This is a genomic window from Parendozoicomonas sp. 2304DJ65-17 (assembly GCF_058148445.1).
The window spans coordinates 1-26092 of sequence record NZ_JBYVJV010000015.1 but is presented as its reverse complement, the minus strand read 5'-3'; the positions used below and the strand labels follow the sequence as shown (position 1 = coordinate 26092).

At 47.9% G+C, this 26092-nt stretch carries 19 protein-coding genes; 5 read left to right on the top strand and 14 right to left on the bottom strand.

All coding sequences use genetic code 11. The features are described 5' to 3' along the window. Positions 1-14 precede the first annotated feature (14 nt). Positions 15-656 carry a peroxiredoxin-like family protein gene (locus ACY2RR_RS23410; protein WP_490110623.1) on the bottom strand — a complete coding sequence of 214 codons (642 nt, stop codon included), beginning with the start codon at positions 654-656 and terminating at the stop codon, positions 15-17. A gap of 134 nt (positions 657-790) precedes the next feature. Here ACY2RR_RS23410 and ACY2RR_RS23405 point away from each other — a divergent pair, with 134 nt between their 5' ends. After that, on the top strand, positions 791-1381 hold the full coding sequence (locus tag ACY2RR_RS23405; RefSeq protein ID WP_490110622.1) for a TetR/AcrR family transcriptional regulator: 591 nt from the start codon (positions 791-793) through the stop codon (positions 1379-1381). A gap of 9 nt (positions 1382-1390) precedes the next feature. Here the strand turns inward: ACY2RR_RS23405 and deoD are convergent, their stop codons facing one another. The 5 genes from deoD to ACY2RR_RS23380 form a co-directional block, all read right to left on the bottom strand. Continuing rightward, positions 1391-2101 (bottom strand): purine-nucleoside phosphorylase, encoded by a 711-nt coding sequence (gene deoD, locus ACY2RR_RS23400; RefSeq protein ID WP_490110621.1) that lies wholly within the window; start codon positions 2099-2101, stop codon positions 1391-1393. A gap of 83 nt (positions 2102-2184) precedes the next feature. Next, positions 2185-3411, bottom strand: coding sequence for a phosphopentomutase (locus ACY2RR_RS23395; RefSeq protein ID WP_490110620.1), 1227 nt, complete (start codon positions 3409-3411; stop codon positions 2185-2187). A gap of 76 nt (positions 3412-3487) precedes the next feature. After that, positions 3488-4810, bottom strand: a complete 1323-nt coding sequence (gene deoA / locus ACY2RR_RS23390; protein WP_490110619.1) for a thymidine phosphorylase — start codon at positions 4808-4810, stop codon at positions 3488-3490. Position 4811: 1 nt separating this feature from the next. Then, complete coding sequence (gene deoC / locus ACY2RR_RS23385) at positions 4812-5585, bottom strand: deoxyribose-phosphate aldolase (protein ID WP_490110618.1); 774 nt, start codon at positions 5583-5585, stop codon at positions 4812-4814. A 130-nt stretch (positions 5586-5715) separates the two neighbouring features. Next, the gene (locus tag ACY2RR_RS23380) at positions 5716-6948 is read right to left on the bottom strand and encodes a NupC/NupG family nucleoside CNT transporter (protein WP_490110617.1); all 1233 of its coding nucleotides are present in this window, start codon (positions 6946-6948) and stop codon (positions 5716-5718) included. 506 nt (positions 6949-7454) lie between these two features. Here ACY2RR_RS23380 and ACY2RR_RS23375 point away from each other — a divergent pair. Continuing rightward, positions 7455-8405: a LysR substrate-binding domain-containing protein gene (locus tag ACY2RR_RS23375; protein WP_490110616.1), complete on the top strand. Its 951-nt coding sequence runs from the start codon at positions 7455-7457 to the stop codon at positions 8403-8405. A 72-nt stretch (positions 8406-8477) separates the two neighbouring features. On the opposite strand, the gene udp is transcribed toward ACY2RR_RS23375, so the two are convergent. Both udp and ACY2RR_RS23365 read right to left on the bottom strand, forming a co-directional pair. Continuing rightward, positions 8478-9239: a uridine phosphorylase gene (gene udp, locus ACY2RR_RS23370; RefSeq protein ID WP_490110615.1), complete on the bottom strand. Its 762-nt coding sequence runs from the start codon at positions 9237-9239 to the stop codon at positions 8478-8480. A 149-nt stretch (positions 9240-9388) separates the two neighbouring features. Next, positions 9389-9601, bottom strand: coding sequence for a cold-shock protein (locus tag ACY2RR_RS23365; RefSeq protein WP_490110614.1), 213 nt, complete (start codon positions 9599-9601; stop codon positions 9389-9391). Positions 9602-10053: 452 nt separating this feature from the next. Here ACY2RR_RS23365 and ACY2RR_RS23360 point away from each other — a divergent pair, with 452 nt between their 5' ends. Next, positions 10054-11856 carry an aminopeptidase P family protein gene (locus tag ACY2RR_RS23360; RefSeq protein ID WP_490110613.1) on the top strand — a complete coding sequence of 601 codons (1803 nt, stop codon included), beginning with the start codon at positions 10054-10056 and terminating at the stop codon, positions 11854-11856. An 80-nt stretch (positions 11857-11936) separates the two neighbouring features. On the opposite strand, the gene ACY2RR_RS23355 is transcribed toward ACY2RR_RS23360, so the two are convergent. Beyond that, on the bottom strand, positions 11937-13385 hold the full coding sequence (locus ACY2RR_RS23355; protein WP_490110612.1) for a hypothetical protein: 1449 nt from the start codon (positions 13383-13385) through the stop codon (positions 11937-11939). 581 nt (positions 13386-13966) lie between these two features. On the opposite strand from ACY2RR_RS23355, the gene ACY2RR_RS23350 reads away from it, so the two are divergent. Next, the gene (locus tag ACY2RR_RS23350; RefSeq protein ID WP_490110611.1) at positions 13967-14353 is read left to right on the top strand and encodes an SET domain-containing protein; all 387 of its coding nucleotides are present in this window, start codon (positions 13967-13969) and stop codon (positions 14351-14353) included. A gap of 30 nt (positions 14354-14383) precedes the next feature. On the opposite strand, the gene ACY2RR_RS23345 is transcribed toward ACY2RR_RS23350, so the two are convergent. After that, a complete protein-coding gene (locus ACY2RR_RS23345) occupies positions 14384-14776 on the bottom strand; it encodes a globin (protein WP_490110610.1) in 393 nt (130 codons plus the stop codon). A 190-nt stretch (positions 14777-14966) separates the two neighbouring features. On the opposite strand from ACY2RR_RS23345, the gene ACY2RR_RS23340 reads away from it, so the two are divergent. Next, complete coding sequence (locus ACY2RR_RS23340; protein ID WP_490110609.1) at positions 14967-15842, top strand: hypothetical protein; 876 nt, start codon at positions 14967-14969, stop codon at positions 15840-15842. Between the two features lie 40 nt (positions 15843-15882). On the opposite strand, the gene ahpF is transcribed toward ACY2RR_RS23340, so the two are convergent. The 4 genes from ahpF to ACY2RR_RS23320 form a co-directional block, all read right to left on the bottom strand. Further along, positions 15883-17463, bottom strand: a complete 1581-nt coding sequence (gene ahpF, locus ACY2RR_RS23335; protein WP_490110608.1) for an alkyl hydroperoxide reductase subunit F — start codon at positions 17461-17463, stop codon at positions 15883-15885. Positions 17464-17555: 92 nt separating this feature from the next. After that, positions 17556-18119, bottom strand: coding sequence for an alkyl hydroperoxide reductase subunit C (gene ahpC / locus ACY2RR_RS23330; RefSeq protein WP_490110607.1), 564 nt, complete (start codon positions 18117-18119; stop codon positions 17556-17558). Positions 18120-18287: 168 nt separating this feature from the next. Continuing rightward, positions 18288-19667 carry a TolC family outer membrane protein gene (locus ACY2RR_RS23325; RefSeq protein ID WP_490110606.1) on the bottom strand — a complete coding sequence of 460 codons (1380 nt, stop codon included), beginning with the start codon at positions 19665-19667 and terminating at the stop codon, positions 18288-18290. Between the two features lie 14 nt (positions 19668-19681). Beyond that, positions 19682-26059 (bottom strand): cadherin-like domain-containing protein, encoded by a 6378-nt coding sequence (locus ACY2RR_RS23320; protein ID WP_490110605.1) that lies wholly within the window; start codon positions 26057-26059, stop codon positions 19682-19684. Positions 26060-26092 lie beyond the last annotated feature (33 nt).

Sequence of the window (26092 nt, the reverse complement as noted above, 5' to 3'; positions counted from 1 at the left end):
TTTTAATGCATTACTTACTTGCTCAAGTGATCAACCACATCCTGAGGTTCTAAACGCTGAGTGTAATCCGCGCTCACGAAAGCCAGAGAAATAGTTCTGTCTGGTTGAATCACAAAGGTTGCCGGGAAAGGAAGTTCCCAGGAGCCATCGCCATTACGGGTTGGTACATCCAGACCAAACTTCATGTAGAGAGACTGCAGTTCATCCGCAAGAGTAAATACCAGCCCATAATCTCGGGCAACTTTATTGCCAACATCACTCAGAACATCAAAAGCCAGTTCATTATCCTTTTGAGTTGCCAATGCATTGTCGGGCAGTTCCGGTGATACCGCCACCAAAGATGCTCCAGCAGCTTCTATATCACCCAGTTTTTCCTGAAGAGCTTTCAACTCAAAGTTGCAGTAAGGGCACCAGCCACCACGGTAAAAGCTCAAAACCACTGGCCCCTTGGTAAGAAGTGTATCGAGAGATACATCGTCACCTTTGTGATTAGGCAAAGTGAACTCAGGAGCTTTATCTCCCTGACCAGCAGACTGTTTTGCCAGACCTGTTGCGATCAACTCCTGAGTTGTTCTGCTCATCAACTCCAGAACTTCGGCAGGCATTTTTTGTTTCTTGGCCTCTTCATACTTGGCAATTGCTTCTGTAAGAGCCATTTCAACCTCTGCTTTTTAGTTATTGAATGAACATTCAAAATAGCAATTTATGAATACACATTCAATAACCTTTACGACCACCTTTTTCTCAGGGAGAATAGTCCACTTATATGCTTATTGAATCTTGAAACCATATGGCCAGACCTCAAAAGTACGACAGACAGCAGGTTATTGAGTCGGCTCAACAGTTGTTCTGGAGCAAAGGCTATCAGGCGACATCTGTTGCCGATCTGCAAACAGCCACCTCATTAAAACCTGGCAGCCTGTATCAGGCATTTGGCAACAAGGATGGATTGCTAAGAGAAGTTCTTGCAGGGTATGCCAACAACACAATCAGTTGTATCGACCGCCTGCAGGCAACATCATCAAGCATAACTTCGCTACTGGAGAGTTTTTTCACCTTGCAGGTAGAAAGGGCTTGCGGTGAACAGGCTAACGGCTGTTTGTTAGTGAATTCATTATTAGAATTCAGCGGTCACGACCCTGAACTGGAAGAGTGCGTAAAACAACAGCTAAAACATATACAGAACAGGTTCGAGCTGGCGATTGAAGATGCCCGCGCTTCAGGTGAGCTTGCCAAAAGTACAGATAGCGAAGAAAAAGCCACGACTATTATGGCTGCAATATGGGGCATTGGAGTTATGGGGAGAATGAATCCAAAGAAAGAACATCTCCAGACCTTTGCCGAGACCGTGCTGAACAGCCTCGACAAAGCGAACAATTGATATCTCTGTTTACAGAGAAGCAACTGTGTTCAGAGACACTTCCATCATTTCATTGAAAGAGTTCTGACGGGCTTCCGCATCCAGAGCTTCACCCGTACGGATGTGGTCACTTACGGTGCAAATCGCAAGACCATTCGCACCAAACTCTGCACATACACCGTACAGACCAGCAGCTTCCATCTCAACACCCAGAATATTGTACTTTTCCATGGTGTCGAACATGGTTGCATCTGGGTTGTAGAACAAATCCGCAGAGAACAGGTTACCAACCTTAATGGAAACACCAGTTTCACGGGCAGCAGCTACAGACTTCTCCAGCAGGTTGAAGTCACAGATAGCGGCAAAGTCATGATCCTTGAAACGGATACGGTTTACCTTGGAGTCGGTGCAGGCACCCATACCGATAACTACGTCACGAACTTTTACGTCGTGAGATACGGCACCACAGCTACCCACACGGATCAGGTTCTTGGCACCGTACTCGGTGATCAGTTCCTTGTAGTAGATGGAGGCGGAAGGGATACCCATGCCGGAACCCATCACGGAGATACGCTTGCCCTTGTACTCACCGGTAAAGCCCAGCATGTTGCGAACGTTGGTCACTTCTTCAACGTTAGTGAGAAACTTCTCTGCAATGTACTTAGCGCGCAATGGGTCGCCAGGCAGCAGAACAGTTTCAGCAAAAGCGCCAGCAGGTGCATTAATGTGGGGAGTTGCCATTGAAAATCCTCCAAAACCTGAATCATTCCTCGACTCAGGCTAAGCAATAACTAACAAAACTATAGAGAAGAAAAAGCTTCTGGTTAAAGAATCTCTTTCAGGAAGCTCTTACCAAATTCCAGTTTGGGCAGGCTGAAGTGTTCAGCCAGGGTTTGCCCCATATCAGCAAAGGTTTCACGCCCACCCAGATCAACAGCTTTTACACCAGGCCCGGAGAACAGGACTGGAACATGCTCACGGGTATGGTCGGAACCATGCCAGGTAGGATCACAACCGTGGTCTGCAGTCATCACCAGCAAGTCACCGGGCTGCAACTTTTCTATCAGCTCTGGCAGGCGAGCATCAAACTCTTCCAGACCGGCAGCATAGCCGGCTGTATCACGGCGATGACCCCAGGCAGAATCAAAGTCGACAAAGTTAGTAAACACCAGCGTGTTATCACCAGCTCGTTCAACCTCTTCCAGAGTTGTATCGAACAACGCCTTCAGACCAGTAGCCTTCACCTTACGGGTAATGCCCTGATGAGCAAAAATATCGGCAATCTTGCCAACGCTGACAACTTCACCACCGGCCTCTGCCAAATGATCCAGCAGAGTTGGCGCTGGAGGCAGAACAGAGAAATCGCGACGGTTACCGGTACGGGCAAAATCTTCCGGGCCGGAACCGATAAATGGGCGGGCAATCACCCGGCCAATGTTGTAATCGTCCAGCAGCTTGCGGGAGATTTCGCAAAGCTTGTACAGATTATCCAGACCATAACTTTCTTCATGGCAGGCAATCTGGAATACACTGTCAGCAGAGGTATAAACAATCGGCTTACCGGTACGTATATGCTCTTCGCCAAGGTCGGCGATGATTGTGGTACCAGACGCATGACAGTTGCCCAGTACACCCGGAAGACCAGCTTCCTCTATCAGCTTGTCTAGAAATTCCTGAGGAAAACTGTTGTTGTGCTCTGAGAAGTAACCCCAGTCAAACAGCACTGGTACACCGGCCATTTCCCAATGGCCACTTGGGGTATCTTTACCACTGGAAATCTCTGCCGCATAGGCATAGGAACCGCCGGTCGCTTCCATCTCCTCCATGCCCTCAGCCCACTTACCCGTGGAGTTGCGGTGCGCGTGAAGCAGACCGAGTTTGGTCAGGTTAGGGAGTTTGAGTGGGCCGGTACGTTCAACATCTGCACGACCATTAGCGCACTCTTCAGCAATATGACCCAGGGTATCGGAGCCGACATCACCAAACTTTTCTGCATCGCCAGCCGCGCCGATACCGAATGAATCCAGCACCAGAAATATCGCTCTTGGCATCCTTATTCTCCTGTTTATAGCCGGAGTGTTATGGCGGTTTACAGCCACCATAACACTCTGGGAAGCCTGAACAATCTTAGGCGGTAATGCGCTCATACACTGTTGGCAGTGCTTCCGGACGCTTATCGCTAAAGGTAATAGCTTCACGAACCATGCGGGCAGCCTCTTCCCAAGCCTGCTCGGAACCTGCATGAATCATAGCCAGCGGTTCGCCAGCTGCAATGTTCTGGCCCAGAGCACAGACACCGGTCAAGCCAACACTGTAATCCAGGGAATCTGTTGGCGTACGACGACCGCCGCCCATTGCCACAACCGCCAGACCAAGCTCACGGGCATTCACTTCAGTGATATAACCACCGACTTCCGCCAGCACAGGCTTGATAACCTTGGCTTTAGGCAGGTAATGATCATAACGCTGAACAAAATCTTCAGGACCGCCCAGGCCAGCAACCATACGTCCAAAGACGTCTGCTGCACGACCATCTTCCAGGCAGGCCATCAGTTTGCTGCGGGCCATTTCCAGGTCCGGTGCCAGATTTGAAGACACCAGCAGCTCTGCACCCAGAGCAACAGTTACTTCCAGCAGACGGGGAGCTCGATACTCACCAGTCAGAAAGCGCACAGCTTCGGCTACTTCCACAGCGTTACCGGCACTGGAGGCCAGACACTGGCTCATATCAGTCAGCAGAACGGTGGTGGTTACACCGGCACCAGTTGCAACCTTGGCAATGCTCTCACCCAGTTCACGGGAGGCTTCGTAGGTTGGCATAAACGCGCCACTACCTACTTTCACGTCCATAACCAGAGAATCGAGACCTTCGGCCAGCTTCTTTGCAAGAATAGAAGCAGTAATCAGGTCAATAGATTCAACGGTGGCAGTCACATCACGAATGCCATAAATGCGCTTATCCGCAGGAGCCAGTTCACCAGTCTGGCTGACAATCGCCACACCAGCCTCTTTAACAACTTTGCGGAACTGCTCTTCATCAACGCTGGTCTGGTAACCGGGAATACTGTCCAGCTTGTCCAGAGTACCTCCGGTATGACCAAGGCCACGGCCAGAGATCATTGGTACATAACCACCACAGGCTGCCAGCATAGGGCCAAGCATTAAGCTGACAACGTCGCCTACACCACCAGTAGAATGCTTATCAACGATAGGCCCTTTAAGGCCTTCGTTTTCCCAGCTCATGACGATGCCGGAATCACGCATGGATTTGGTCAGGGAGATACGCTCATCCATTTCCATACCCTGGAAATAGATTGCCATAGCCAGAGCACCTACCTGCCCTTCGGAGACAGTTTCTTTGGTCACGCCCTGGATAAAGTCATTGATCTCCTGCTCGGAGAGCTTCAGACCTTCACGCTTTTTGCGGATGACTTCCTGGGGAAGAAACATATTAGTAGCCCCCGGTGTCAACGTGATCTTTCTTCAGACCCAGAGTGTTCAGCAGGTTAGGCAGCAGGCTGCTGGCACCAAAACGGTAGTGAGAAGGGTTAATCCAGTCGGCACCCAGAATTTCAGCAGCAATATCCAGATGCTCTTTCGCATCTTCTGCGGTACGCACACCACCGGCTGGTTTGAAGCCTACATCTTTGCCACTTTCCTTAATAGCAGTCAGCATAATGCGAGCCGCTTCAGGAGTTGCGTTTACAGGCACTTTACCAGTAGAGGTCTTGATGAAGTCTGCACCAGCATTGATGGAAATATCGCTAGCCTTGCGAATCAGGGCAGGATCTTTCAGCTCACCGGATTCGATGATCACTTTCAACAGAGCACGGTCGCCACAGGCCTCTTTGGAAGCCTTAACCAGATCAAAACCAATCTGCTCATCGCCTTCCATCAGTGCGCGGTAAGGGAATACCACGTCAACTTCGTCGGCACCCAGTTCAACAGCTTCTGCTGTTTCACGACGCGCCAGCTCAACATCGGCTTTACCAGCCGGGAAGTTGGTCACTGTTGCCACTTTTACATTAGACAGACCCAGCTCTTTCAGGGTCTTCTGAGCAACAGGAACAAACTTTGGATATACACACACAGCAGCAGTATGACCAGCTGCAGTTTTGGAGGACTTGCAAAGAGCAACAATGCGTTCTGCGGTATCGTCGTCGTTCAGGGACGTATTATCCATCAGTTGCAGAGCGAGTTTGCTGCTGGCGTTGAGATCAGACATAACACTTCTCTCTTTGTTTACCAGTTCACAGACAATAGCGGGCGAAGCTGGCAGAAAACGGTAAAACCGGTCGGACACTTCTTTTAGAAGTACACCGACCGGTTTTCAATACGCGTGCGTAAAGCTCGTATTATAGCGCCAAGAACAGGCCGGCGATGGCAGCACTCATCAGGTTAGACAGAGAGCCAGCCAGTACGGCTTTCACACCCATACGGGCAATGTCACTGCGACGACTTGGAGCCATGCTACCCAAGCCACCCAGCAGGATTGCAATGGAAGACAAGTTAGCGAAACCACACAGCGCAAAAGTAATTACAGCCTGTGTGTGCGCAGACAGAGTGTCTTTCATGCTTACAAAATCGATATAGGCGATGAACTCGTTCAGAACCAGTTTCTGGCCAATCAGACTGCCTGCCTGGAGAATTTCACCAGCTGGCACACCCAGGATGAAAGCAATTGGGGAGAATACATAACCCAGAATCATCTGCATGGACAGACCGTCGATACCGAACCAGTTACCAACACCACCCAGCAGACCGTTAACCATGGCGATCAGGGCAACGAAAGCCAGCAGCATCGCACCTACGTTTGCAGCCAGACCCAGACCACTGGATGCACCCTGTGCAGCAGCGTCGAGAACGTTGGCAGGCTTTTCATCAGCAGAAGCTTCTAACTGATCCGCTTTGAAATCAGTGCTTTTTTCAGTTTCAGGCTTAATGATTTTGGCCATCAGCAGGCCACCAGGAGCGGCCATGAAGCTTGCTGCAACCAGGTACTTCAGATCTACACCCAGACCGGCGTAACCGGCCAGTACGGAACCGGCAACAGATGCCAGACCACCTACCATGATGGCAAACAGTTCAGACTGGCTCATGTGCTTGATGAAAGGCTTAACCACCAGAGGCGCTTCAGTCTGGCCAACGAATACGTTAGCGGTAGCAGACAGAGATTCTGCACGGCTGGTACCCAGCACCTTACGCAGAGCACCACCGATCAGCTGCACAACAAACTGCATAATGCCGAGGTAGTAGAGAACAGCGATCAGAGCTGAGAAGAAAACAATGATAGGCAGAACGTGGAAGGCGAAGATAAAGCCGCCAGCAGAACCTGGGTTACTCAGAGGACCCATCAGGAAGCCAATGCCTTCACCGGCAAAATTAATAACATTCTGTACACCACCAGAAATAGTAGTCAGAATTTCCTGACCAACCGGGATGTAGAGAACAAAAGCACCCAGGCTTGCCTGAATAGCGAAAGCTCCGCCTACTGTGCGCCAGTTAATCGCCTTTCGGTTATCAGATAACAGAAAAGCCAGCCCGAGAAGACAGGCAATACCCAGAATACTAAAGCCGATTTGGGCCATGAAACCACCCCTGATCTTTTTAAGATCTTTATATTGATACTCAGAGAAATCTTGTTATCACTTGAAAGCAACCGCTCACAAACTGACTCACTACAACAGACAGAGACATTCCTGTTGTTTAAGATTCACACAATGAAACGTGGCGCCATTGTCCACAAACAAATACGAACAATTTTTGATCTGCATCAATCGCTCTGCTTTTTATTAGGTTTACGATTTAAGGTTTTTTACTTACTTTTCATCAGCCCAAAAAAAACCCTCACAGCCATCGGCTGGGAGGGTTTAAGTATCAGGTATCGCTCGCTCAACCTGCTTCATCAGAGTTCAGAAATTCCATTCTTGAGCCCTGCCAACGCCAGGTTCACCCAAACCGAATGCGCTGTAAGAGCAGGTGACTTGCCGCCCTGAGCAGCAAGTGATGCGAATAGTAGATACCTAAGACCAAGAAAAAAAACGTTTTATTTTGCAAGGGCATTCATTTTTTTTGATAGCTGGCATAAAAACAGATGATTCAAACAGAAACGCTACAAATTGTTCAGGCTGTTGCTCACTTCGGCAACTTTACAGCTGCAGCCCGTCACTTACACAAGGTTCCCTCGGCTATCAGCTATACCATTCGCAAGGTGGAAGACGAGTTGGGTGTGCCTCTGTTCCTAAGAGACAGTCGTCGTGTTGAGCTGACTCCAGCGGGAAAGTATTTTGTTGAGCAGGGGCAGAAAATTCTGGACGAGTTAAACCAGCTGGCCAGTGCAACAACACAAATCGCTACGGGTGTTGAGGCTGAACTGCATATTGTCATGGACAACATTATTAATCAGGGTCCAATCCAACTATTAACAGATGCATTCCGGGAACATTTTCCTGACACAGTTCTGCATGTGACCAATGAAGTTTATATGGGTTGCTGGGATGCTCTCTTCCACAACCGTTGTCAGTTGGTAATTGGTGCACCAGTAACTATTCCAGATGAAATCAGCGCTAACTCTGCTTTTGCCTGGCGCAATATGGGACCACTGCACTGGAAGCTGGTCATGTCTCCTGAACACCCTCTGGCAAATCCAGCCAACGTGCCTGTTGACGTGAAAGAACTTGAGAATCAGACAACGATTGTTGTTCAAGACTCTGCCCGTGTCTTACAACAGGGAGGAGACAGCCTTGCAGCCTATGGAAAACTGCTGGTAATGCCGGATTTCCGACAAGCTATACACAGCGCAGTGCGCGGTGTCGGCGTGACAATGATTCCTGTCCATTATGCCGACCACTTTCTAAAAACAGGAAAGCTGGTTACCCGGCCGATCCCTGCTCTGAAATACAACCGCAAATGTCTGATGGCATGGAACAAGGAAAATATGGGGGCAGCACTGTCATGGTGCCTGGACTGGCTTGGCAAGGAGAAAGATTTAACCAAGCTATGGCTGAATTGCCGGGAGGGAATGGCTGCTATAGATATTTCCTGAGGCACAGAGAACATTACAACCTGCGCCCAGCAAGGGAAGCTGAGCGCAAAAACTATTAAAACAAAACGACAGTTATTTGGACAGCAACAAACGCGCAGCATCCACAACAATATTGATAGCGTGAGATTCTGTCTTCGACATCAGCTCTGCATCAGGAATTTCCTGCTGGGTGCGATTTACGATAACACCAGCCACACAACCTGCCTGCAACCCAAGTGCAGCACACATAGTCAACAGGGTGGCGGATTCCATTTCATAGTTCAGCACACCCAGCTTCTGCCACTCTTCCATTGAACCTTGATACTTGCGAATCACATAACCACGCAAGGTGTCATAGCGTTCCTGCCCAGGATAGAAAGTATCGGAGGAAGCAGTAATACCTGTACGGTATTCAACCCCGCGAGCCTGAACAGTAGAAACCAGAGCCTGAGTACAATCAAAGTCCGCAACTGCAGGATACTCAAGTGGCGCGAAATGCTGGCTTGCACCATCCAGCCTTACTGATCCAGTGGTTACAATGACACTGCCAACATTAATGTCGGTTTGAATCGCGCCGGTCGTTCCAACCCGCAGGAAAGTGCGAATACCCAACTGAGCCAGTTCTTCTACGGCAATAGACGTCGAAGGGCCACCAATACCGGTTGAACAGATAATAACGGCTTTATCATTAATGTAAGCCCGCCAGATTGTGTATTCGCGCTGACTACACAAATGTTCGGCCCGATCCATAAGCCGGGCAATCTTCTCCACTCGCTCCGGGTCGCCCGGCACAATAGCCAGTTCTGCCCCTTGAAGATCTGCCTTAACCAAACCAAGATGAAAAACATCAGACATGGAGTACTCCTTAGCCTCTGCTGACGCATGAATTTCATACAATAGTAAGCTATTAGAAAAACAGATTGCCACAAGACCTACATTTTTTTGCAACAGGCAATAAAAACCGGCACCCAATGGATGCCGGTTTTTGTAATCTGGTTGGAAAGTCAGATCACTTCAATGTTCTCAGCCTGAGGCCCTTTCTGGCCCTGAGTCACATTAAACTTGACACGCTGGCCTTCAACCAGAGTACGGAACCCATCGCCAACAATAGCGCGGAAATGGGCAAATACGTCAGGTCCGTTATCCTGTTCGATAAAACCATACCCTTTAGATTCGTTGAACCACTTTACAGTCCCGGTAGTCTCAGACTCAGCCATCTCGATATCCTGATTTTCTATGTATTATAAAGTAATGCATATGGTTACGGTTCATATGATTACTGGGGTTATAGCTTTTTCTGGCTTGATAAAAGCACAAAGAAGAATAAATTCAAAAAAACATTTGATCAACGATTAGGCACACAAACTCCCAAATATCTTACGGCTGGGTGCCACATTAATTCACTGGCAATTAACGCCTTAACCATTTGATTACCGACAACCTAAAAAGTTTTAAATAAATCATTCAATCAGCTTTTAATTTCACAAACGACAGCATTTTATAGCCTGCTGTTACTACCAAGCAGCACCGCCTGTCACCTAAGCAAAACATTTACACGATCGAGTCAGAGAATTTGATTTATAACATTTCCTCTACAGAATCTTAGTCGTAAGATATTGAAATTCGGTCATAAAATGATCCGTTCCTATCAATTCGGAAAGAGCACGTTATGTCATCCGCAGTACAACAGCGCGTTGATTCCATCCGGGAATATCTGAAGCAGCATCAACTGGATGCCTTTATCCTTCCCACCGCAGACCCGCACCTTGGCGAATACCAGCCCAAGAATGTTCTTCGGGTTGAGTGGCTGAGTGGTTTTCATGGAGAAAACTGCATCGTGGTTATCACTCAGAATACCGCGGGCATTTTTGTAGACGGCCGCTTCACCGTACAGGTTAAGCAGCAGGTTCCTGGCGATGTGTTTGAATATCTGCATATCCAGAACGACTGTCATTTGGAATGGACCATGAGCCAGCTGCCAGTAGCTGGTCGTATTGGTGTGGACGCTTCCCTGTTCAACATCAGCTGGTTCAAGCAGGCCAAGGAAACCTTCACCTCCAAAAATCACGAGCTGATATCTCTGCCAGAGAACCCGGTCGACCAGTACTGGGAAGATCGCCCAGCGGCTCCTAACGCAGAGATCACCCTGTTCGATGGCACTGATGTGGACAGCACAGCCAAGCGTAGACTGCTGGCCGAGCAGATGAAGGCTGATAATCTTTCCACCATGCTGCTGACCCAGCCTGAAGACACCAACTGGCTGGTAAATATCCGTGGTGCCGACATTCCTTACGTGCGCACCACCCTGAGCTTTGGCTTCCTGCAGAACGATGGTTCTCTGGACCTGTTCATTGACACAGCCCGCCTGCCAGAAGGTTTTTCCGAGTGGGCCGGTGAAGGTGTTTCCACCCACGATATCAGCATGATGGCGGAAGTTCTGCCTCAGCGCATCACTCCAGAAAGCCGTGTATATGTGGCTCCGGCTGAAACCAACGCCTGGCTGTACAACCTGATTGGCGACACTGATGCGGAAATCATTGAAGGTCGTAACCTGTGTGCTCTGCACCGTGTGTGCAAAAATGAAACCGAGCTGGAAGGCATGCGTGGTGCCCACATTCAGGATGGCATCGCTATGTGCCGTTTCCTGGCCTGGGTTGATCGTGAAGTTGAAGCTGGCAATCCTCATAACGAAGACACTCTGGCCTGCAAGCTACTGGAGTTTCGTGAGCAAATGGATGGTTTTCTGGCGCCTTCTTTCCCAAGCATCTCCGCTCTTGGCCCCAACGCGGCCATGTGCCACTACAACCATAACCCAGACGACTGTCGTTCACTGGGTCAGGATGGCATGTACCTGATCGACAGTGGCGGCCACTACAACAAAGGTCCGGGTCTGTGCGGCACCACCGACATTACCCGTACCCTGAAAGTGGGTGATGTGACTGATCATCAGCGCCATATGTTCACTCTGGTGCTGAAAGGCCATATCAACATGGACAAGGCCAAGTTTCTGTCCGGCTTCCGTGGTGAGCAACTGGATATGCTGGCCCGCCAGCCAATGTGGCAGGAAGGTTACAACTTCGACCACGGCACCGGCCACGGTGTAGGCCACTGCCTGTCTGTGCACGAATTCCCAACCCGTATCCGTATGGGCGCTGGCGAAAACGGCATCGTTGAAGAAGGCATGTGCATGAGTAACGAACCAGGCTACTACTTGGAAGACAGCTTCGGCATTCGTCTGGAAAACATTGTTGCGGCCCGCAAGGCTGACCTGCCTGGTTCTACTCCTATGCTGGAGTTTGAAGCCATCACCTTTGTACCTTTCGATCAGCGTCTGCTGGAGCTGGAGATTCTCACAGAATCTGAAAAGCAATGGATTGATGAGTACCACTGTAAGGTTTACGAAAAGATCTCTCCATCCCTGGAAGGTGACGATCTCGAGTGGCTGGAAAACGCAATTCGCTCAATCGCCTGATTGTTTTTAGCTATTAGGTTGAGCTGTTGCTTTAAGCATTAACTTCCGCCCGGAGGCCTGCGAATCGCAGGTCTCTTTTATTAATAGTGAGAATCAGAACTCCACTCCAGCTCACCATTCTGATTGTAAAACTTCTCAACAACCTCCCCATGATGAATATCCACAACAGAGAAACCATTCAAAATACGTTTCTTCTGTGATTCAGCGGGAGAAGGAATGGGTGAATGAGCCACATAATCAACCTCTGCCGCTAACACTTCAGGGTTATCTTTTTCGAATAGTCCACTCGGTTTACCAACCGGAATAGCGCCATGTCCAAGACAACGGGTTTTCGTAACTCCTGCCGCTGATTTATCGCTATAAACGACACCGCTGTGTTTATGACCCCAATACCAGTAATCCGGATCTCGCCCCAATGCTTCGGCGACCACATTCCATAAAGGTGTGCGACTTTTACCGTCAATAGTCAGCCCATTGTGGTGAGTGAGCACCATAACTTTTTTCCCTTTACCGCCCATGCTTCCGAGAAATTCTTTCTGAGTATCATCAAGATCACCGTGTTCAAACAAAACACTGTGATCACCTCGTGCGGTATCCAGACCAACTATTACCCAATCCCTTAGCTCTATAGCAAAACAGCTGGACTTGTTCTGTGCTGCGAAGAGCTCTGACTCCAGGATAATGTTTCTGTAACCCTGTTCGCCTGAATACATGCCATGATTGGAACCAAGAGCAAAGGAGTGACTGGCTTTGGGATTCCACATATCAAGAAAGTGAGTAGCCGATTCCCCTGGTGCGCCAGTTATTGTTTTTAGTGTTCCGGCGTAATACTCATCACCCATGTGAATGGCTGCATCTACTGTGTGTTCTCTCATGGCAGTCATCACATTAGGAGCCGGGCACTGATTATTATCATCACTCCACACACCTGTTCCCCAGTCCCCAACCAGCTGTATACGGAAATCACCCCGGTGTGAGTAATCAATCAGTGTTGGTGGATTTACAGGTGCGAGTTTTATATCTCCAAGTTCATAACCAATGTAATAAGCCAGACTCATTCCCCACTCAGGATCAAGCTGGGCATATTTATCAAAATTAAAAAGAGTGCCATCTGCAGCCACCCAACCGGGAAAAGGAATACTGCTGATCAGGCCTTGCCACTTCTGATCATCAATAGATGACGGCGGCATCCCCAAAAATGTTTTCATGTCGCTGACATCATTTTCAGGAAGATGGTTAAACAGATAAAGAACCAGGCCATACTCCGGTGCTTCCAAAGCGCTGATTTCCCCTGTTAAAAGAGAAGCAAGGGTGGTTTCCTGTTCCTGAAACAGCGCCCACATCTGATCCAAACGTTCCTGATTAACTGATAACATATGCCCATGTTTCAGCTTGTCGAGCAAAGCTCGTAAGTAAAGATAACTTGAGCTCTGCAGTGCCGGGGTTATGTGTTTTGGAGGTAGATGCAATTCCTCTAAACGCTGGGATAAGGTGGCCTCTGACTCCTCTGGCAACGGAGAGACTGGCATTGGATTCTCCGTTGCTGGTTTGCGTCCCCTGACATGAGAGTGAAAGCAATCAATACAAAGCTTTGCAAGGTTCGAGGTCAGAGATAAGCAGCCCGTCATACATTCTGTACAACCCTCTCCCGAACAACAGGGGCAACTGGCTTCCAATGAAGAAAACGCACTACTTTTTGATTCAGGCCGCACGCTACGCCCTTGCCCTGCTTTTGCACTCGGCTGGTGATTTATAACGTCCAAAGATTGCTGAAGCAGCTTTCCGGCAACTGGTGCCGGCAACACATTTGGAGGTTGCTTACCGCCAGCCACCGATTGACTGGCCCATAACCCAACCACAAGACAGAACAATACCCCAGGCCAAAATGCATGGCATTTTTGCACTCTCCCCCACACCAGCATATGTCCCCCATACTTAATGCTGTGAGTGAAAGGTGAAGATAGAAGAGAAATTAAGGTTATCGAGTAGTCCGTAAAGACATTAGCCTTTCATAAGTAAGTTTTTCATGACGGGCTTTTTTATAAGTAATAATAATTTCGTATACTAGCCCGCGCATTACCTAATATAAGAACAACACAATGGTAACCCTATGCTTTATGTCTCCAGTATTTTCGGGAAGGGACGGGGGGTCCTGACCAGTAAGAAAATTGAACGGGACACCGTGATAGAGCGCTGCCCGGTTATCGTTATGCCACCCAACGATGTTGAGAGTCTGCGCAGTACAGAACTCAACAATTATTATTTTTGCTGGGGCAACAAACAGGATGGCGCAGCTATAGCCTTGGGAATGGGTTCAATCTATAACCACTCTTATACACCCAACGCCCTTTATCGTCCCTGCCCGGATGAGCAGATTCTGGAAATTGTGGCAATTAAAAAGATTCTTCCTAACGATGAAATAACCATTAACTACAATGGCAGCCCTAACGACCAGTCACCATTGTGGGAAGGGGACAGGATAGACTGGCAAAAATAAAGATCACCAGTCTATGGCTCTGAGACGTTCTTAATAGCGGGAACGGATAATTTCTATACCCGGCAACATAACACCACGCCACTGTTCTCTCATTTGATCAGAATATTCCTGATCATGAGAGGCCACAGTTTTTAAAAGCGCTTCAAGCCAGTTGTCATACCATTGGGGTGGAATATTGTAGCCATTGCGATCATGACTTTTACCCAAATCTTTGAGTTTGGTATCAGACATGCCTCGCGCACGCATAATCATCCAGAGCAGGCCTGCACGCAACAGGTGATATTGGGCAGGCATATCGGTATTGGCAAATCGTTCCCGAATAGCATCGGAACTGCCCATAAAATTCTGGTAGAAATCTTCAAAGAAATTGGGGGATTTACAGCAGCGTCCATAGCTCTGAAACACAGAATCCGCGTCACTCATACTTCTTAATTACCAACGGCTTTATTATTTTTCGGCCGCGCACTATATCACAACGTTTGCGGAATTCTGGCCTGGCACTTGGTTATTTTTTGAACTTGTCAGCTAAACAAACACTGGTGTTAGTTTAAACGCGCAGAAAAGAGATTAGGGTTCGTTTTTTGTTCATTCTAAAAGCATCAAGGACGATACCATGCAAACACAAGCATCCGGCACTCTGCCACTAACTGGCATTCTGCCCCCTCTCGTATTTCCCGGGCCTGGAGGGATACTCATTAACCAACACTTGACGGTTCAGACAGCAACACCCGATGCTTCTGTTAGACCACAAAATATGGGCGCAGGATTAGCCGACCCTACAATTTCTGCAATGGTGGCAACAAACGCGGCAAACCAGAGAGCAGTTTCCACCCTTTATTCAGCTATGGTTAGAGCGAGCCAAAGCCCTGCAATGTATCACACTATTGATGCACCTGTAGCTGTACTTCCAGGAATGCAACCTCAGAAACTGACCGTATGGAAAGAGGGCGTGGCTAATCCCTATGAGTACATTTCATGCCCTTACAAGACAACAATTTATTTAGAGAAAACTCAAAAAATCGCCGATAAACTAGGTGTTCCGTCAGGCGAATTTAGTGAAATAGAAAACGCGGTTGATAAGTTAAAAGAGCGTATTCAAATACTAGAAGAAGAGTGTGATTGTGAGCTTCTGGAACACAACAAGCTTAAGAAAAACAATGAACAGCTTGCAAAAAAAATATTGCGACAAGATAGAATTTATAAAGCAATGCTTGCTTCAAGAGAGGCGCGTATTTATAGAATGCTTCAAGAAAACTGCTCTTACGGGCATACTGAGAGCCAAACAATTATGACAGCGAGAGCTCGCGAGTTTCTTGGAGAACCATCTGAGGGTGAACACTCAGCAAAACCTTCTGTTAAATCATCATCTAGCCAAAGCCTTCATGCAAAAGCTTACACCTCAAGTACACAGTTCAAACACCCCTCCAGAAGAATATTTTCACGCCCTATGATTTTACACGGTCCAAACCCTTCGAAGGTTAGTGCCTAAAAATAAGCCATCCCAAACAACCTGGAATGGCTTATTTCATTTATGCCGCATGCAATTCTTGTAAAGGGGTACGGATCAAATAATCAAAAGCTCCAAGAGAAGCATTTGCACCATTACCCATCGCAATAATGATTTGCTTATAAGGTGCAGTAGTTACATCACCTGCGGCAAACACACCGGGAACAGATGTCTGCCCACGCTCATCGACAATGATTTCACCACGAGGCGTCAGGTCGACAACACCTTTCAGCCATTCCGTGTTGGGCACCAGGCCGATCTGTACGAATACACCTTCCAGATCAACTTCAATGATCTCACCAGACTCCCGATCCTGATAGCTCAGGCCAACAACTTTTTCACCATTTCCGCGAACTTCCGTGGTCATAGCATTAGTCACAATGTCTACATTGCCCAGTGAACGAAGTTTCTTCTGCAGAACGTCATCGGCACGGAGCTTGGTATCAAATTCCAACAGAGTCACGTGACTGACAATACCCGCCAGATCAATGGCCGCTTCTACACCAGAATTACCGCCACCAATAACAGCCACGCGCTTGCCCTTAAACAACGGACCATCACAGTGTGGGCAGTAGGCGACGCCTTTACCCCGGTATTGCTGTTCTCCCGGCACATTCATTTCCCTCCAGCGTGCCCCTGTGGAAATAATCACTGAGCGGCTTGAAAGTACAGCGCCACTTGCCAGCTCAATATCAATCAAACCGCCGGTTTCTGGAGCTGGAACGAGTTTGCTCGCCAGTTGGCCAGACATAATATCCACATCATAATCTTTCACATGCTGCTCAAGGTTAGCGACCAGTTTTGGTCCTTCGGTGGCTTTGACCGAGATAAAGTTTTCAATCGCCATGGTATCCATCACCTGGCCACCAAAGCGGTCAGCAACCAGACCTGTGCGAATACCTTTACGGGCAGAGTAAACGGCAGCTGCCGCACCGGATGGACCACCGCCAATAATCAAAGTATCAAACGATTCTTTGTTATTGATTGCTTCCGCTTCACGCTTGCCAGCATTCTTATCAATCTTTTTAACAATATCCTTCAGGCTGATACGGCCCTGGGAAAAACTCTCACCATTCAAGAACACTGAAGGCACCGCCATCACCTTGCGGTCATCCACTTCACTCTGGAACAGCGCACCATCAATCATGGTGTGGCGTACATTGGGGCTAAGTGCTGCCATCAGGTTCAGAGCCTGAACAACCTCCGGGCAATTCTGGCAGGAGAGGGAAATATAGGTTTCGAATTCCAGCTCACCCTCCAGCCCCTTAATCTGTTCAATCAATTCCTGTTCTATTTTCGGATCATGGCCGCCAGTATGAAGCAGCGCCAAAATCAACGAATTAAATTCGTGCCCCATAGGTACACCGGCAAAACTAATACCGGCATTTTTACCCTGTTCTCGTATAGCAATAGAAGGAACACGAGCTTGATCTGTTTCACCGTTTACCACGGCGATGTTCTGGCTTAACTCTGCCAGCTCGCTGGCAAGGTTCATTAATTCTTTGGCTTTATCAGAGCTATCAACATACGCGACAATCTCAACTGCGCGGTGAATATTCTGAAAGTAAGTAGACAGTTGTTGTTTAAGATTGGCGTCCAGCATGATGCGCTCCCGAAAGACGAGTTTTCCTTAAAAGTGATTTGAATTAGCGGCCTTCTTAGGTGGAAGACCGCTGTCTTACTGCAGGACAGGTTTTAGATCTTGCCAACCAGATCCAGAGAAGGAGCCAAAGTCTCTTCGCCTGGCTGCCATGCGGCTGGGCATACTTCGCCATCGTGCTCGGCAACATACTGGGCGGCCTGAATCTTGCGGATCAGCTCTTTAGCGGAGCGGCCAATACCCAGATCGTTGGTTTCGACAACCTTGATCTCACCTTCTGGGTTCATTACAAAGGTACCGCGCAGTGCCAGGCCATCTTCTTCGATCATCACCTCAAAGTTGCGGGAGATCTTGCCGGTTGGATCGCCAATCATTGGGAACTTGATCTTGCCGATGGTATCAGAACCATCATGCCAGGCTTTGTGGGTGAAGTGAGTGTCTGTAGAAACAGAGTATACTTCCACGCCCATGGCCTGCAGCTGTTCGTAATGGTCAGCCAGATCACCCAGCTCGGTTGGGCAAACAAAGGTGAAGTCTGCAGGGTAGAAGAACACAACAGACCACTTACCCAGCAGATCTTCTTCAGTGACGGAGATAAAATCACCGTTGTGGAATGCGGTAGCGGAGAAAGGCTTGATTTTGGTGTTGACCAGAGACATAACGTTTTCCTTAAGTTTGAACTGCTTGTTTCGTGTTTGCAGTTCAATCTTATGCCTCAGCATCAAATTGAAGAAATGAATTGAATTTATTTAGCCAATAGTTTTTACCTATGAGCAGATAAGGTGATGCTAGCAGCTAACACCACCTTACTCTATACCCCGAGCCTCTTACAAAGAAGCAACTGCAACGCCACAGCTATTCTCAACTGGCAGTGTCGCGCCAATACTGGTAACCAGTGAACCTGTGCTTTGCAGCAAACGGTAGCGGTTAAAGGCCAGATCATAGCGTGCATTGATTTCACTCTGGCGAGCAGAGAAATACTCGTTCTGGCTATCCAGCAAATCCAGCAAAGTACGAGAACCGATCAGGAACTGCTTATTATAAAGGTCACGGGAACGGTCAGCCTGCTTTACGTGCTCAGCCAAGGGCATTAAGCGCTTTTCACCAAACTCCACTGCAATCCAGGCAAAACGTACTTCCTCTTCAACTTGACGCTGCGCACGGTTCTTGATCTCAATTGCTTCGTTCATCAACTTACTGGTCTGCTCACGACGAGCTTTATCTGCACCACCATTGTAGAGGTTGTAAGTCATATTCACTTTGGCGGTGTGGGTGTAATTATCATCCTTGCCACCATTAGCATCGCTGGTCCAATCAGCGCCAACCTCTAACTCAAAGCGAGGCATAAAAGGGCTTTTGGAAGCATCATACTGAGCTTGTGCCGCATCGATATCTGCAGAAGCCAGACGCAGTACAGGATGATTGGCCTTGGCTTGAGTTAACGCGGCTTCCAGGTTTCCGGGCAAACTGGCGGGAGCACTTGGCAGGGTAAACGACTTCGGAAGATTACCAACAACACGCTGATACTGGGTTTTGGCATCACGCAGAACTGATTCGGCACTAATCTCATTCGCCTTAGCTAGTACAAGGCGACTCTCTGCCTGAGCAACATCTGCTTCATTGCTACGGCCTTTTGCGCCCTGTTTACGAATCAGCTCAACAACCCGTTCGTGTTCCTGCACATTTTCTTTTGCCAATTCAACCATAGACTGTTGGCGCAGCACGTTGATATAAACCTGCGAGGCTTCAAGCGCAATACTTTCTGCAGCTGAACAGACATCAAAGGAAGCCGACGCTTGCCGGGCTTTCTGTCGTGCCACTTCACTATCTACCGCAAAACCATCAAACAACATTTGCCGTGCAACGATAGAGGCCTCTCTGCGAGTACGGTTGAGGTCTTTGTCTGGCTCCTGACCAGTTCGATAGAAGCCAAGCGTCGTGCTATTACGGGTATTTTCATAGCCAATTCCACTACGCAGATCAACCGTTGGCAAATAACCAGCCTTAGCCTGACGAATTTCATAACCACGGGCATCAGCTTCGGCAGTACGAATGAGAATTTCCGGGTTTGTTGCCAAAGCCTCATTAACGGAATCCAGCATAGAGCCCGCCTGAAGAGTGGATGAAAGAAACAACAGCCCCAGTCCGGAAAGCTTGAAAGTATTAAGAGACATCCTGTACTCACCTTGTTTTGTTTTCTTATTCATAGTGTGTTCTCCGGTCAGACAATAATCTGACCGTTGGTAATCAGTTGCAGAAGGATATCATCACCATCCAAAGTACTATCAGAGTTCTGGTTCTGCCATCCGGTCGTGTTATTGAACTGAATATTCAGAGTGTCGTTCGTGCCATCTGCAGTATCTTCTGTGAAGCTAATGACAGCCTGATTGGAGCCACCATCATAACTGGCACTCACTCCCTTACCTGTTAGCGTGGCCAGATCAAGAGTTTCACTGTTATCAAACGTCACCAGATCAGAAATATCCAACCAGTCGGCATCAGAGGCGTTAGGGTCACCCAGAGTGAAGTCCAGAATTGAGTCAGTCTGAACAGTCTGCCCATCAAGCATATCCTGTAGACGGAACACGAAGGTATCACTCTGCGCTCCACCTTCCAGAGTGTCATCTCCAGTGTTACCGATCAGGCGATCCTGGCCACTGCCGCCTTTAAGAATGTCGTTGCCAGCACCGCCATCCAGTTGGTCATCACCATCCTCACCATGGAGAACATCATCGCCGGTATAACCAAACAGCTGGTCATTGCCCTTGCCACCGAATAACTGGTCATCACCAGCACCGCCATCAAGGATGTCGTTACCTTCATCCCCTTTAAGAACGTCCGCACCAGCCTGACCGAAGAGTTGGTCATCATCATCACCACCGGCTAAGCGGTCGTCATCATCTCCACCGTACAGTTGGTCTGCACCCGCACCACCGGAAAGGTTATCGTAGCCAGCGTTACCATTAATAATGTCATTGCCGCCTTCACCATTAATCGCATCGTTCTGACTGGTACCGTTAAGGGTTTGATCGGTATCGTTGCCCGGTACGGTGTTCTCCATTGTGCGAACAGTTAATACTGCACTGTCTTCATCTCCATCCTGGTCGGTAAGCACATAGGAGAGAACCAGTGGAATCATTAATGAGCCAGGGTTATAGCTGTAGTAACCATTACTGCGGAATGTAAGAGTAGCTCCAGAGGCGCTATGAGTAATCGTCACCTGACGAATAACCACCCCTTTAACCGTCTCTTCACTAAAGCCAGAGACACTGTATCCAGGCTCTGAGCCAGTTACCTGCTGGTTTTTGAAATCAACAGACAAGCCTCCCAAACTGAAGCGTGATATGTCTGCATTATCAACAGCCGAGTCAACACCTCCACCTTGAACAGCAAAATCAGTAAAGCTGGAACCAAGTGTGATACCACCATCCGTTCCCAGACCCGTGATCACATTACCCTGGGCTGTTTCACCAGAGTTAATGGTATGCAGATCGTCATCTGCTCTTGGTACAGCTTCAATAATGTCCAGTCGCAACACATCATTGGCCGTATCATCATCACCATCAATCAGAGTGAAATCGATGCTCACCTGTTGCCCGGCAGTTCCCGCCTTGGCAAAGAACTTGTAGGTACCATCACTGAAATCAAACAGCATGGTGCCATACGGGAAGCCAATGCCTTCATTCAACTCAAGAACTGAACCATTGATGTTATAGGAGCCTGTAGCAGGCGGTGTCACTGTTGAGCCATCATAAGTAAAGGTAACCGGGTTACCTGACAGCTCTACGGTAATGGACTGCACATAACCATCGTCTGCACCAAGTACAGAGTTCACAATACCGCCTTCAGAAACGACTGTACCGCCAAATGCTGTTGGCACCGTACTGAGCAGTACTTCAGTCAGGTCATTCAGGTCTTCAACAATCAGTGCATTGTCGATATGGCCACCGCCCTCACCATAAGCATCTATGTTGTGAACGTAATTAAGGTCGTTAAGGTTTGAAGGTAAACCTGTGCCAATACCAACTGAGTAGGAATCAACATTGTGATCCTGGGTGTATTGCCTCCAGTCCTTATTTACACCGTCAGAAGGATCAGGGTCTGCATCACTCACATTACCGGAGTTTGCCGCACCGTCTGACAGGAAATAAGTAATATTATTTGTGTCTGCCGGCTGCGAACTCAGATCGTTATCAAGGATTGTGCGGAAGCCATCAACAGCTGACTCATAGTTTGTTGAGTTACTGATTCCCTGATCGTTGTAAGGTGCATAGTGAACAGCTGGACTGTTAATAACAGCTATAAAACTGTCCAGATCTGTAAATGGTTCACCTGCAGCGCCACCGTCCGTTCGCAATGCTACAGTGCTGGGATCGTTATTAATTTCATAAGATCCGTTTGCAAATACCATCAGCGTGACAGAGACCTGAGTCGACTGGTTAAAGTATTCAGTCACCAGTTGAATCAGTGCTTCTTTCGCCATTTCAAAGCGATTTGAACTACCAACACTGGCCGCCATACTGGTAGAAACATCCAGAGCCAATACAAGGTTGAATATTTCTTCTGCAGATTCTGGTGCTGTTTCAACAACATTAACAGCAATAGGCTCATCATCCTGAATAGCAACATCCAGGCTCGAACCATAGGTGTTACCACCACTGGTGAACTGGTAATTAATGCTCTCAGTAAATGAGTCATCACCCGGAGCATTATTAACCCGGTTATTCAGTTGATAAACGTAATCCCCCTTCTGGAAACCAGGCGTGGAATCAGTGGTGTAAACAGTCAACTGACCATAGTCAGTATTTATCTGGATAGTGCCGCCCAGTGCCCCTGCTGTTGTCCCCCCAAATGAGAGCTGAGTAAGCTGTGCATCAGCACCTGCCGCCCCGTCATTGGCAAGCAGATTACCAGTCGCAACTGTTGAGCCGCCATCACTCAAAGTTCCATTATTCAGAGAACTCTCATAAACGGTTGCAGTATCAACACTGGCATCGCCTACCGTAATGGTGACAGAGGCAGAATCAGAGGCACCACTGTCATCCTGTACGATATAAGACAGCGTTCCAGTACCCGCATTAGCACCGCTGGACAAGGTTAATGATGTGAGCTGGTCAACCGTCAGGATTGTGCCAGCAGTCACCGCTGTACCATCTGGCAGAGTGATAGTACCAAGTCCGGTTGGCAAGCCATCAATGATTACCACCAGGCTGGACACTGAATCATCAATGTCAGTTGGCGCTGGTATTGCCAGAGGCTGATTTACGGTGTTCTGCGGCAAAGCAGCTATGGAATTGACAGCATCAGGTGCACTGTTCACTTCAGTAATCTGGAAGTTACTCTGGTCCGAAGCAGACAACGCTGTATAAGATTCATCAAATGCCGTGACCTTCAGCGCTCGAGCAGCAGTATCAGGTGACTGAGAACTACTAGCATAAGTCACTGATTCAAGAACTGTCAGATATTCAGCGATATTTGCTCCACCAGTAAGAGTGAGCGTCCATACATCGTTAACAACAGAAACACTTCCAGATACTGAAGTTCCGGGCGTGAAGTAGGTAAGAGTTTCACTGGCAGGGTCATAGCCAGCTAACTCAACGACTACAGATGACAGAGTCGTGCTATCACTGTCACTGATCTGCACACCCTGCAGAAGCTTTTGTGCTCCCGACCCTTCAAGATAATTAATATCAGCAACATTCTGCACAACAGGTAATGCATCACCTGCTGTATTGGTTACAGTAATCGTCACCTGCACAGGATCGCTGGTATTACCATTCTCATCGGTAGCAATGTAAGAGAATGATATGTCTTCGGATGTGCCGGGAGACAATCCATCAAAATCTGTACCCGGATCAAATGTATAGGAACCGTCAGCATTAAACATCAATGCTCCCTTTCCGGATGGTAAGGGTTGAGATAGAACGTAACCATTTTCATCCAAATCGCCATCAACATCAGTAGCGTTTGGAACCTGAGCAGTTAGCGTATTATCAACCGACGCATTAACGGCTTGCCCAAAAGCAACTGGATCATCATCAACAGGAGTGACATTAATTGTAACCGTCGCCGTATCAGTATTCCCATCAGGGTCACTCAGCGTATAAGTGAATGTTTCTATGCCAGCAAAATCAGGATCTGGAGTAAATTTATAAGAACCATCTGCTGCAATAAGCAGTGTTCCATTACCCGTATCAATAGACGTTAATGCGCTAATCGGCTGCCCATTCACATGAGTTACAGCTAAACCGGCAACCGCCTGGAAGTTACCCAGTACTTCTGAATTGCTCAGTGCCTCCTCGTAATAACGGAACTCAGCAATATCCCCTTCAAATGAGTTCAAAGTACCAATATTGAAAGAAGTACCGTCAATGACAATATCATCATCATCCGCACTGGTGCTGGTAGAACTATCAATACTGCCTAGAGAGCTTTCATTACCACCGGCCCAGTCCAACAAATTCACTGGCGTTACATCTTGGGCGACCAGGGCTCCATTCACGTATAGCCTTATCTGACCTTCACTGCCTGGAGCTCCAAGATCAAATACGCCCGTCACCTGAACAAACTCATCTTTAGGGTCTATGCCCAACTCAGACAGATCGTATTTAAGGGCAACCTGCCGGCGATTAGCTCCCCCACTTTCTGAATCTTCAACTATGAAGTAGAGATTGGAGCCTTCAAGAACGAGAGATATGCCATCAGTAGAACCACCAGATTCAAACAGTAATGTGTAGTTGCCAGCAGCGTTACTTGAACCTGCCTTAAACCACACCTCAAAGGTTGCATCTTTGTTGGTTACATTCGTGGAATCGCTACTATTGATATTGGTAAAAGACGTAGCAACAACTTTTGCCTGGCCATTTGTAAACCTGTAGGCCTCAGTTATCCCCTCATATTTAGAAGTAACGCTTTCTCTGGTTTGGCCTGTTAAGCCCCAATTCAACGTTCCTGAGCTGGCAGTACCTGTACCAGTATTCTCCCACTGACTATCACCATCAGTATCATCAACTGCCCGATAGTTCAGCACAGCACCCGATTTCACATTGCCTGCGGAAGGGCTCGCATCGCTGTCAGCAATCGGTCCATCGATTACGATGTTGCCTGTTACCGAACTATCTTCATCAACTGTATAGCTGTTATTCGTGGCATTAACTTCAGCACCACGAATATAAACATCAATATCCGCAGTTTTCTGGGAGGTATCGTTGTTAGCCTGTTCAACTGCCGTTGCAGTCAGCGTTAAGGTAACTGTGTCGAAATCACTGTCTATTGCAGCCTTTATCTGCAGATTATCATAATCCCAACCCAGAATATTTGCCGAGGTATTACCGGCTGTCGCAACGAAAACATTCGTACCATCCGTAAGGATTGCTCCTGGTGGAATATTGTCCAGAGTAAGCGTGTGAACCTCAGAGCCATCGTTATCCACAAACGACGCTGACACGCCATTCAGTTTAATGAACTCCCCTTCATTTCCGGTGTTAATTACCGGGTAGTAACCACCATCATTACTATCAGATGCATCGCCAGCAACAGGAATATAAGGACCTATACCAGATGCTGTGCCATTGGCAACATCGGCAGGCACATCTGTGTAAATGTTAAAGTTGGAGGTATTCAGATCCTGTGCAGGTTGCCCATCAACACTAAGATTTATATCAATATCACCGGGACCACCATGATTATACGCATAGGCTTCAAATGAGTAGTAACCTGACACTGTTGGAGTAAATGTCTGGCTTGTTCCATTTGTATCCGCAGGGAAGTTCCCCCAATCATCACCTCCAGAACTGTATAGCGTGACGCCACCCAGTTCTATATGCAGAGCATCATCAACATACCCAGTAAACTGATAGGTATGACCAGCTTCAAGGAAAATCCACCCTGTATAACTTACTGCTCCATCGGCTGATAACGGCGTGTTCTGATCACTACCAGCATTATCCGCGAAAATATCACTGACAGTGTCAGTGACAGTGGCTGATGTATTGTTTAGCGCATCTTCAAACGCAGCAGTATCAGAATCAGAGATTTCATTAACAGTTGCTGCGCCTGATTTTATTGGTGCATTGTTGTATATCTTCCGATTAAATCCGGTAGAAGCAGGAAGCTGGATATTACCGTTACTATCAAAGACAGGGGTACCGGGTGTTCCCCCCGTTATGATTGGCATGTCTGCTACAGGAGTAACATCGATTTGCATTGTTACACTGGAACTATAAAACGTTCCGTCCGAAACACTGAAATCAAAGTTCCCTTCGTTTGTACCATCAGAAGCTCCCGAAGGGGCATTACTGGCTGGCACATAGCGGAAGTGATTATCACTTATCTCAGTAGCAGATACAGTTACTCCTGTAGCCGTCACAGTTTCCCATGACATGGAAGTTGAATTGTATATTTGCAATTCGCCGCTTGTGGGCAAAGAATCAATTCTTATTCCAGAAAAAGCATCACCATCAGCATCTGAGTATGTAAACTCTGAAAAGCTGAATAGGTGGATTTCATCTTCGTTGATTAAGACTGCGCCTCCCAGAGACTGAGGTGGAGTGTCTTCATCGGTGATCGTCGCTTCACCACTGTCGCTCTGACCGGTCACCAGGCCACTGGTGGTGGTCGCGCTCAGGGTGAA

Coding starts and splice junctions, on each gene's coding strand:
- ACY2RR_RS23410 (WP_490110623.1), bottom strand. CDS start 656: ATGGCTCTTACAGAAGCAATTGCCAAGTATGAAGAGGCCAAGAAACAA.
- ACY2RR_RS23405 (WP_490110622.1), top strand. CDS start 791: ATGGCCAGACCTCAAAAGTACGACAGACAGCAGGTTATTGAGTCGGCT.
- deoD (WP_490110621.1), bottom strand. CDS start 2,101: ATGGCAACTCCCCACATTAATGCACCTGCTGGCGCTTTTGCTGAAACT.
- ACY2RR_RS23395 (WP_490110620.1), bottom strand. CDS start 3,411: ATGCCAAGAGCGATATTTCTGGTGCTGGATTCATTCGGTATCGGCGCG.
- deoA (WP_490110619.1), bottom strand. CDS start 4,810: ATGTTTCTTCCCCAGGAAGTCATCCGCAAAAAGCGTGAAGGTCTGAAG.
- deoC (WP_490110618.1), bottom strand. CDS start 5,585: ATGTCTGATCTCAACGCCAGCAGCAAACTCGCTCTGCAACTGATGGAT.
- ACY2RR_RS23380 (WP_490110617.1), bottom strand. CDS start 6,948: ATGGCCCAAATCGGCTTTAGTATTCTGGGTATTGCCTGTCTTCTCGGG.
- ACY2RR_RS23375 (WP_490110616.1), top strand. CDS start 7,455: ATGATTCAAACAGAAACGCTACAAATTGTTCAGGCTGTTGCTCACTTC.
- udp (WP_490110615.1), bottom strand. CDS start 9,239: ATGTCTGATGTTTTTCATCTTGGTTTGGTTAAGGCAGATCTTCAAGGG.
- ACY2RR_RS23365 (WP_490110614.1), bottom strand. CDS start 9,601: ATGGCTGAGTCTGAGACTACCGGGACTGTAAAGTGGTTCAACGAATCT.
- ACY2RR_RS23360 (WP_490110613.1), top strand. CDS start 10,054: ATGTCATCCGCAGTACAACAGCGCGTTGATTCCATCCGGGAATATCTG.
- ACY2RR_RS23355 (WP_490110612.1), bottom strand. CDS start 13,385: ATGCCAGTCTCTCCGTTGCCAGAGGAGTCAGAGGCCACCTTATCCCAG.
- ACY2RR_RS23350 (WP_490110611.1), top strand. CDS start 13,967: ATGCTTTATGTCTCCAGTATTTTCGGGAAGGGACGGGGGGTCCTGACC.
- ACY2RR_RS23345 (WP_490110610.1), bottom strand. CDS start 14,776: ATGAGTGACGCGGATTCTGTGTTTCAGAGCTATGGACGCTGCTGTAAA.
- ACY2RR_RS23340 (WP_490110609.1), top strand. CDS start 14,967: ATGCAAACACAAGCATCCGGCACTCTGCCACTAACTGGCATTCTGCCC.
- ahpF (WP_490110608.1), bottom strand. CDS start 17,463: ATGCTGGACGCCAATCTTAAACAACAACTGTCTACTTACTTTCAGAAT.
- ahpC (WP_490110607.1), bottom strand. CDS start 18,119: ATGTCTCTGGTCAACACCAAAATCAAGCCTTTCTCCGCTACCGCATTC.
- ACY2RR_RS23325 (WP_490110606.1), bottom strand. CDS start 19,667: ATGAATAAGAAAACAAAACAAGGTGAGTACAGGATGTCTCTTAATACT.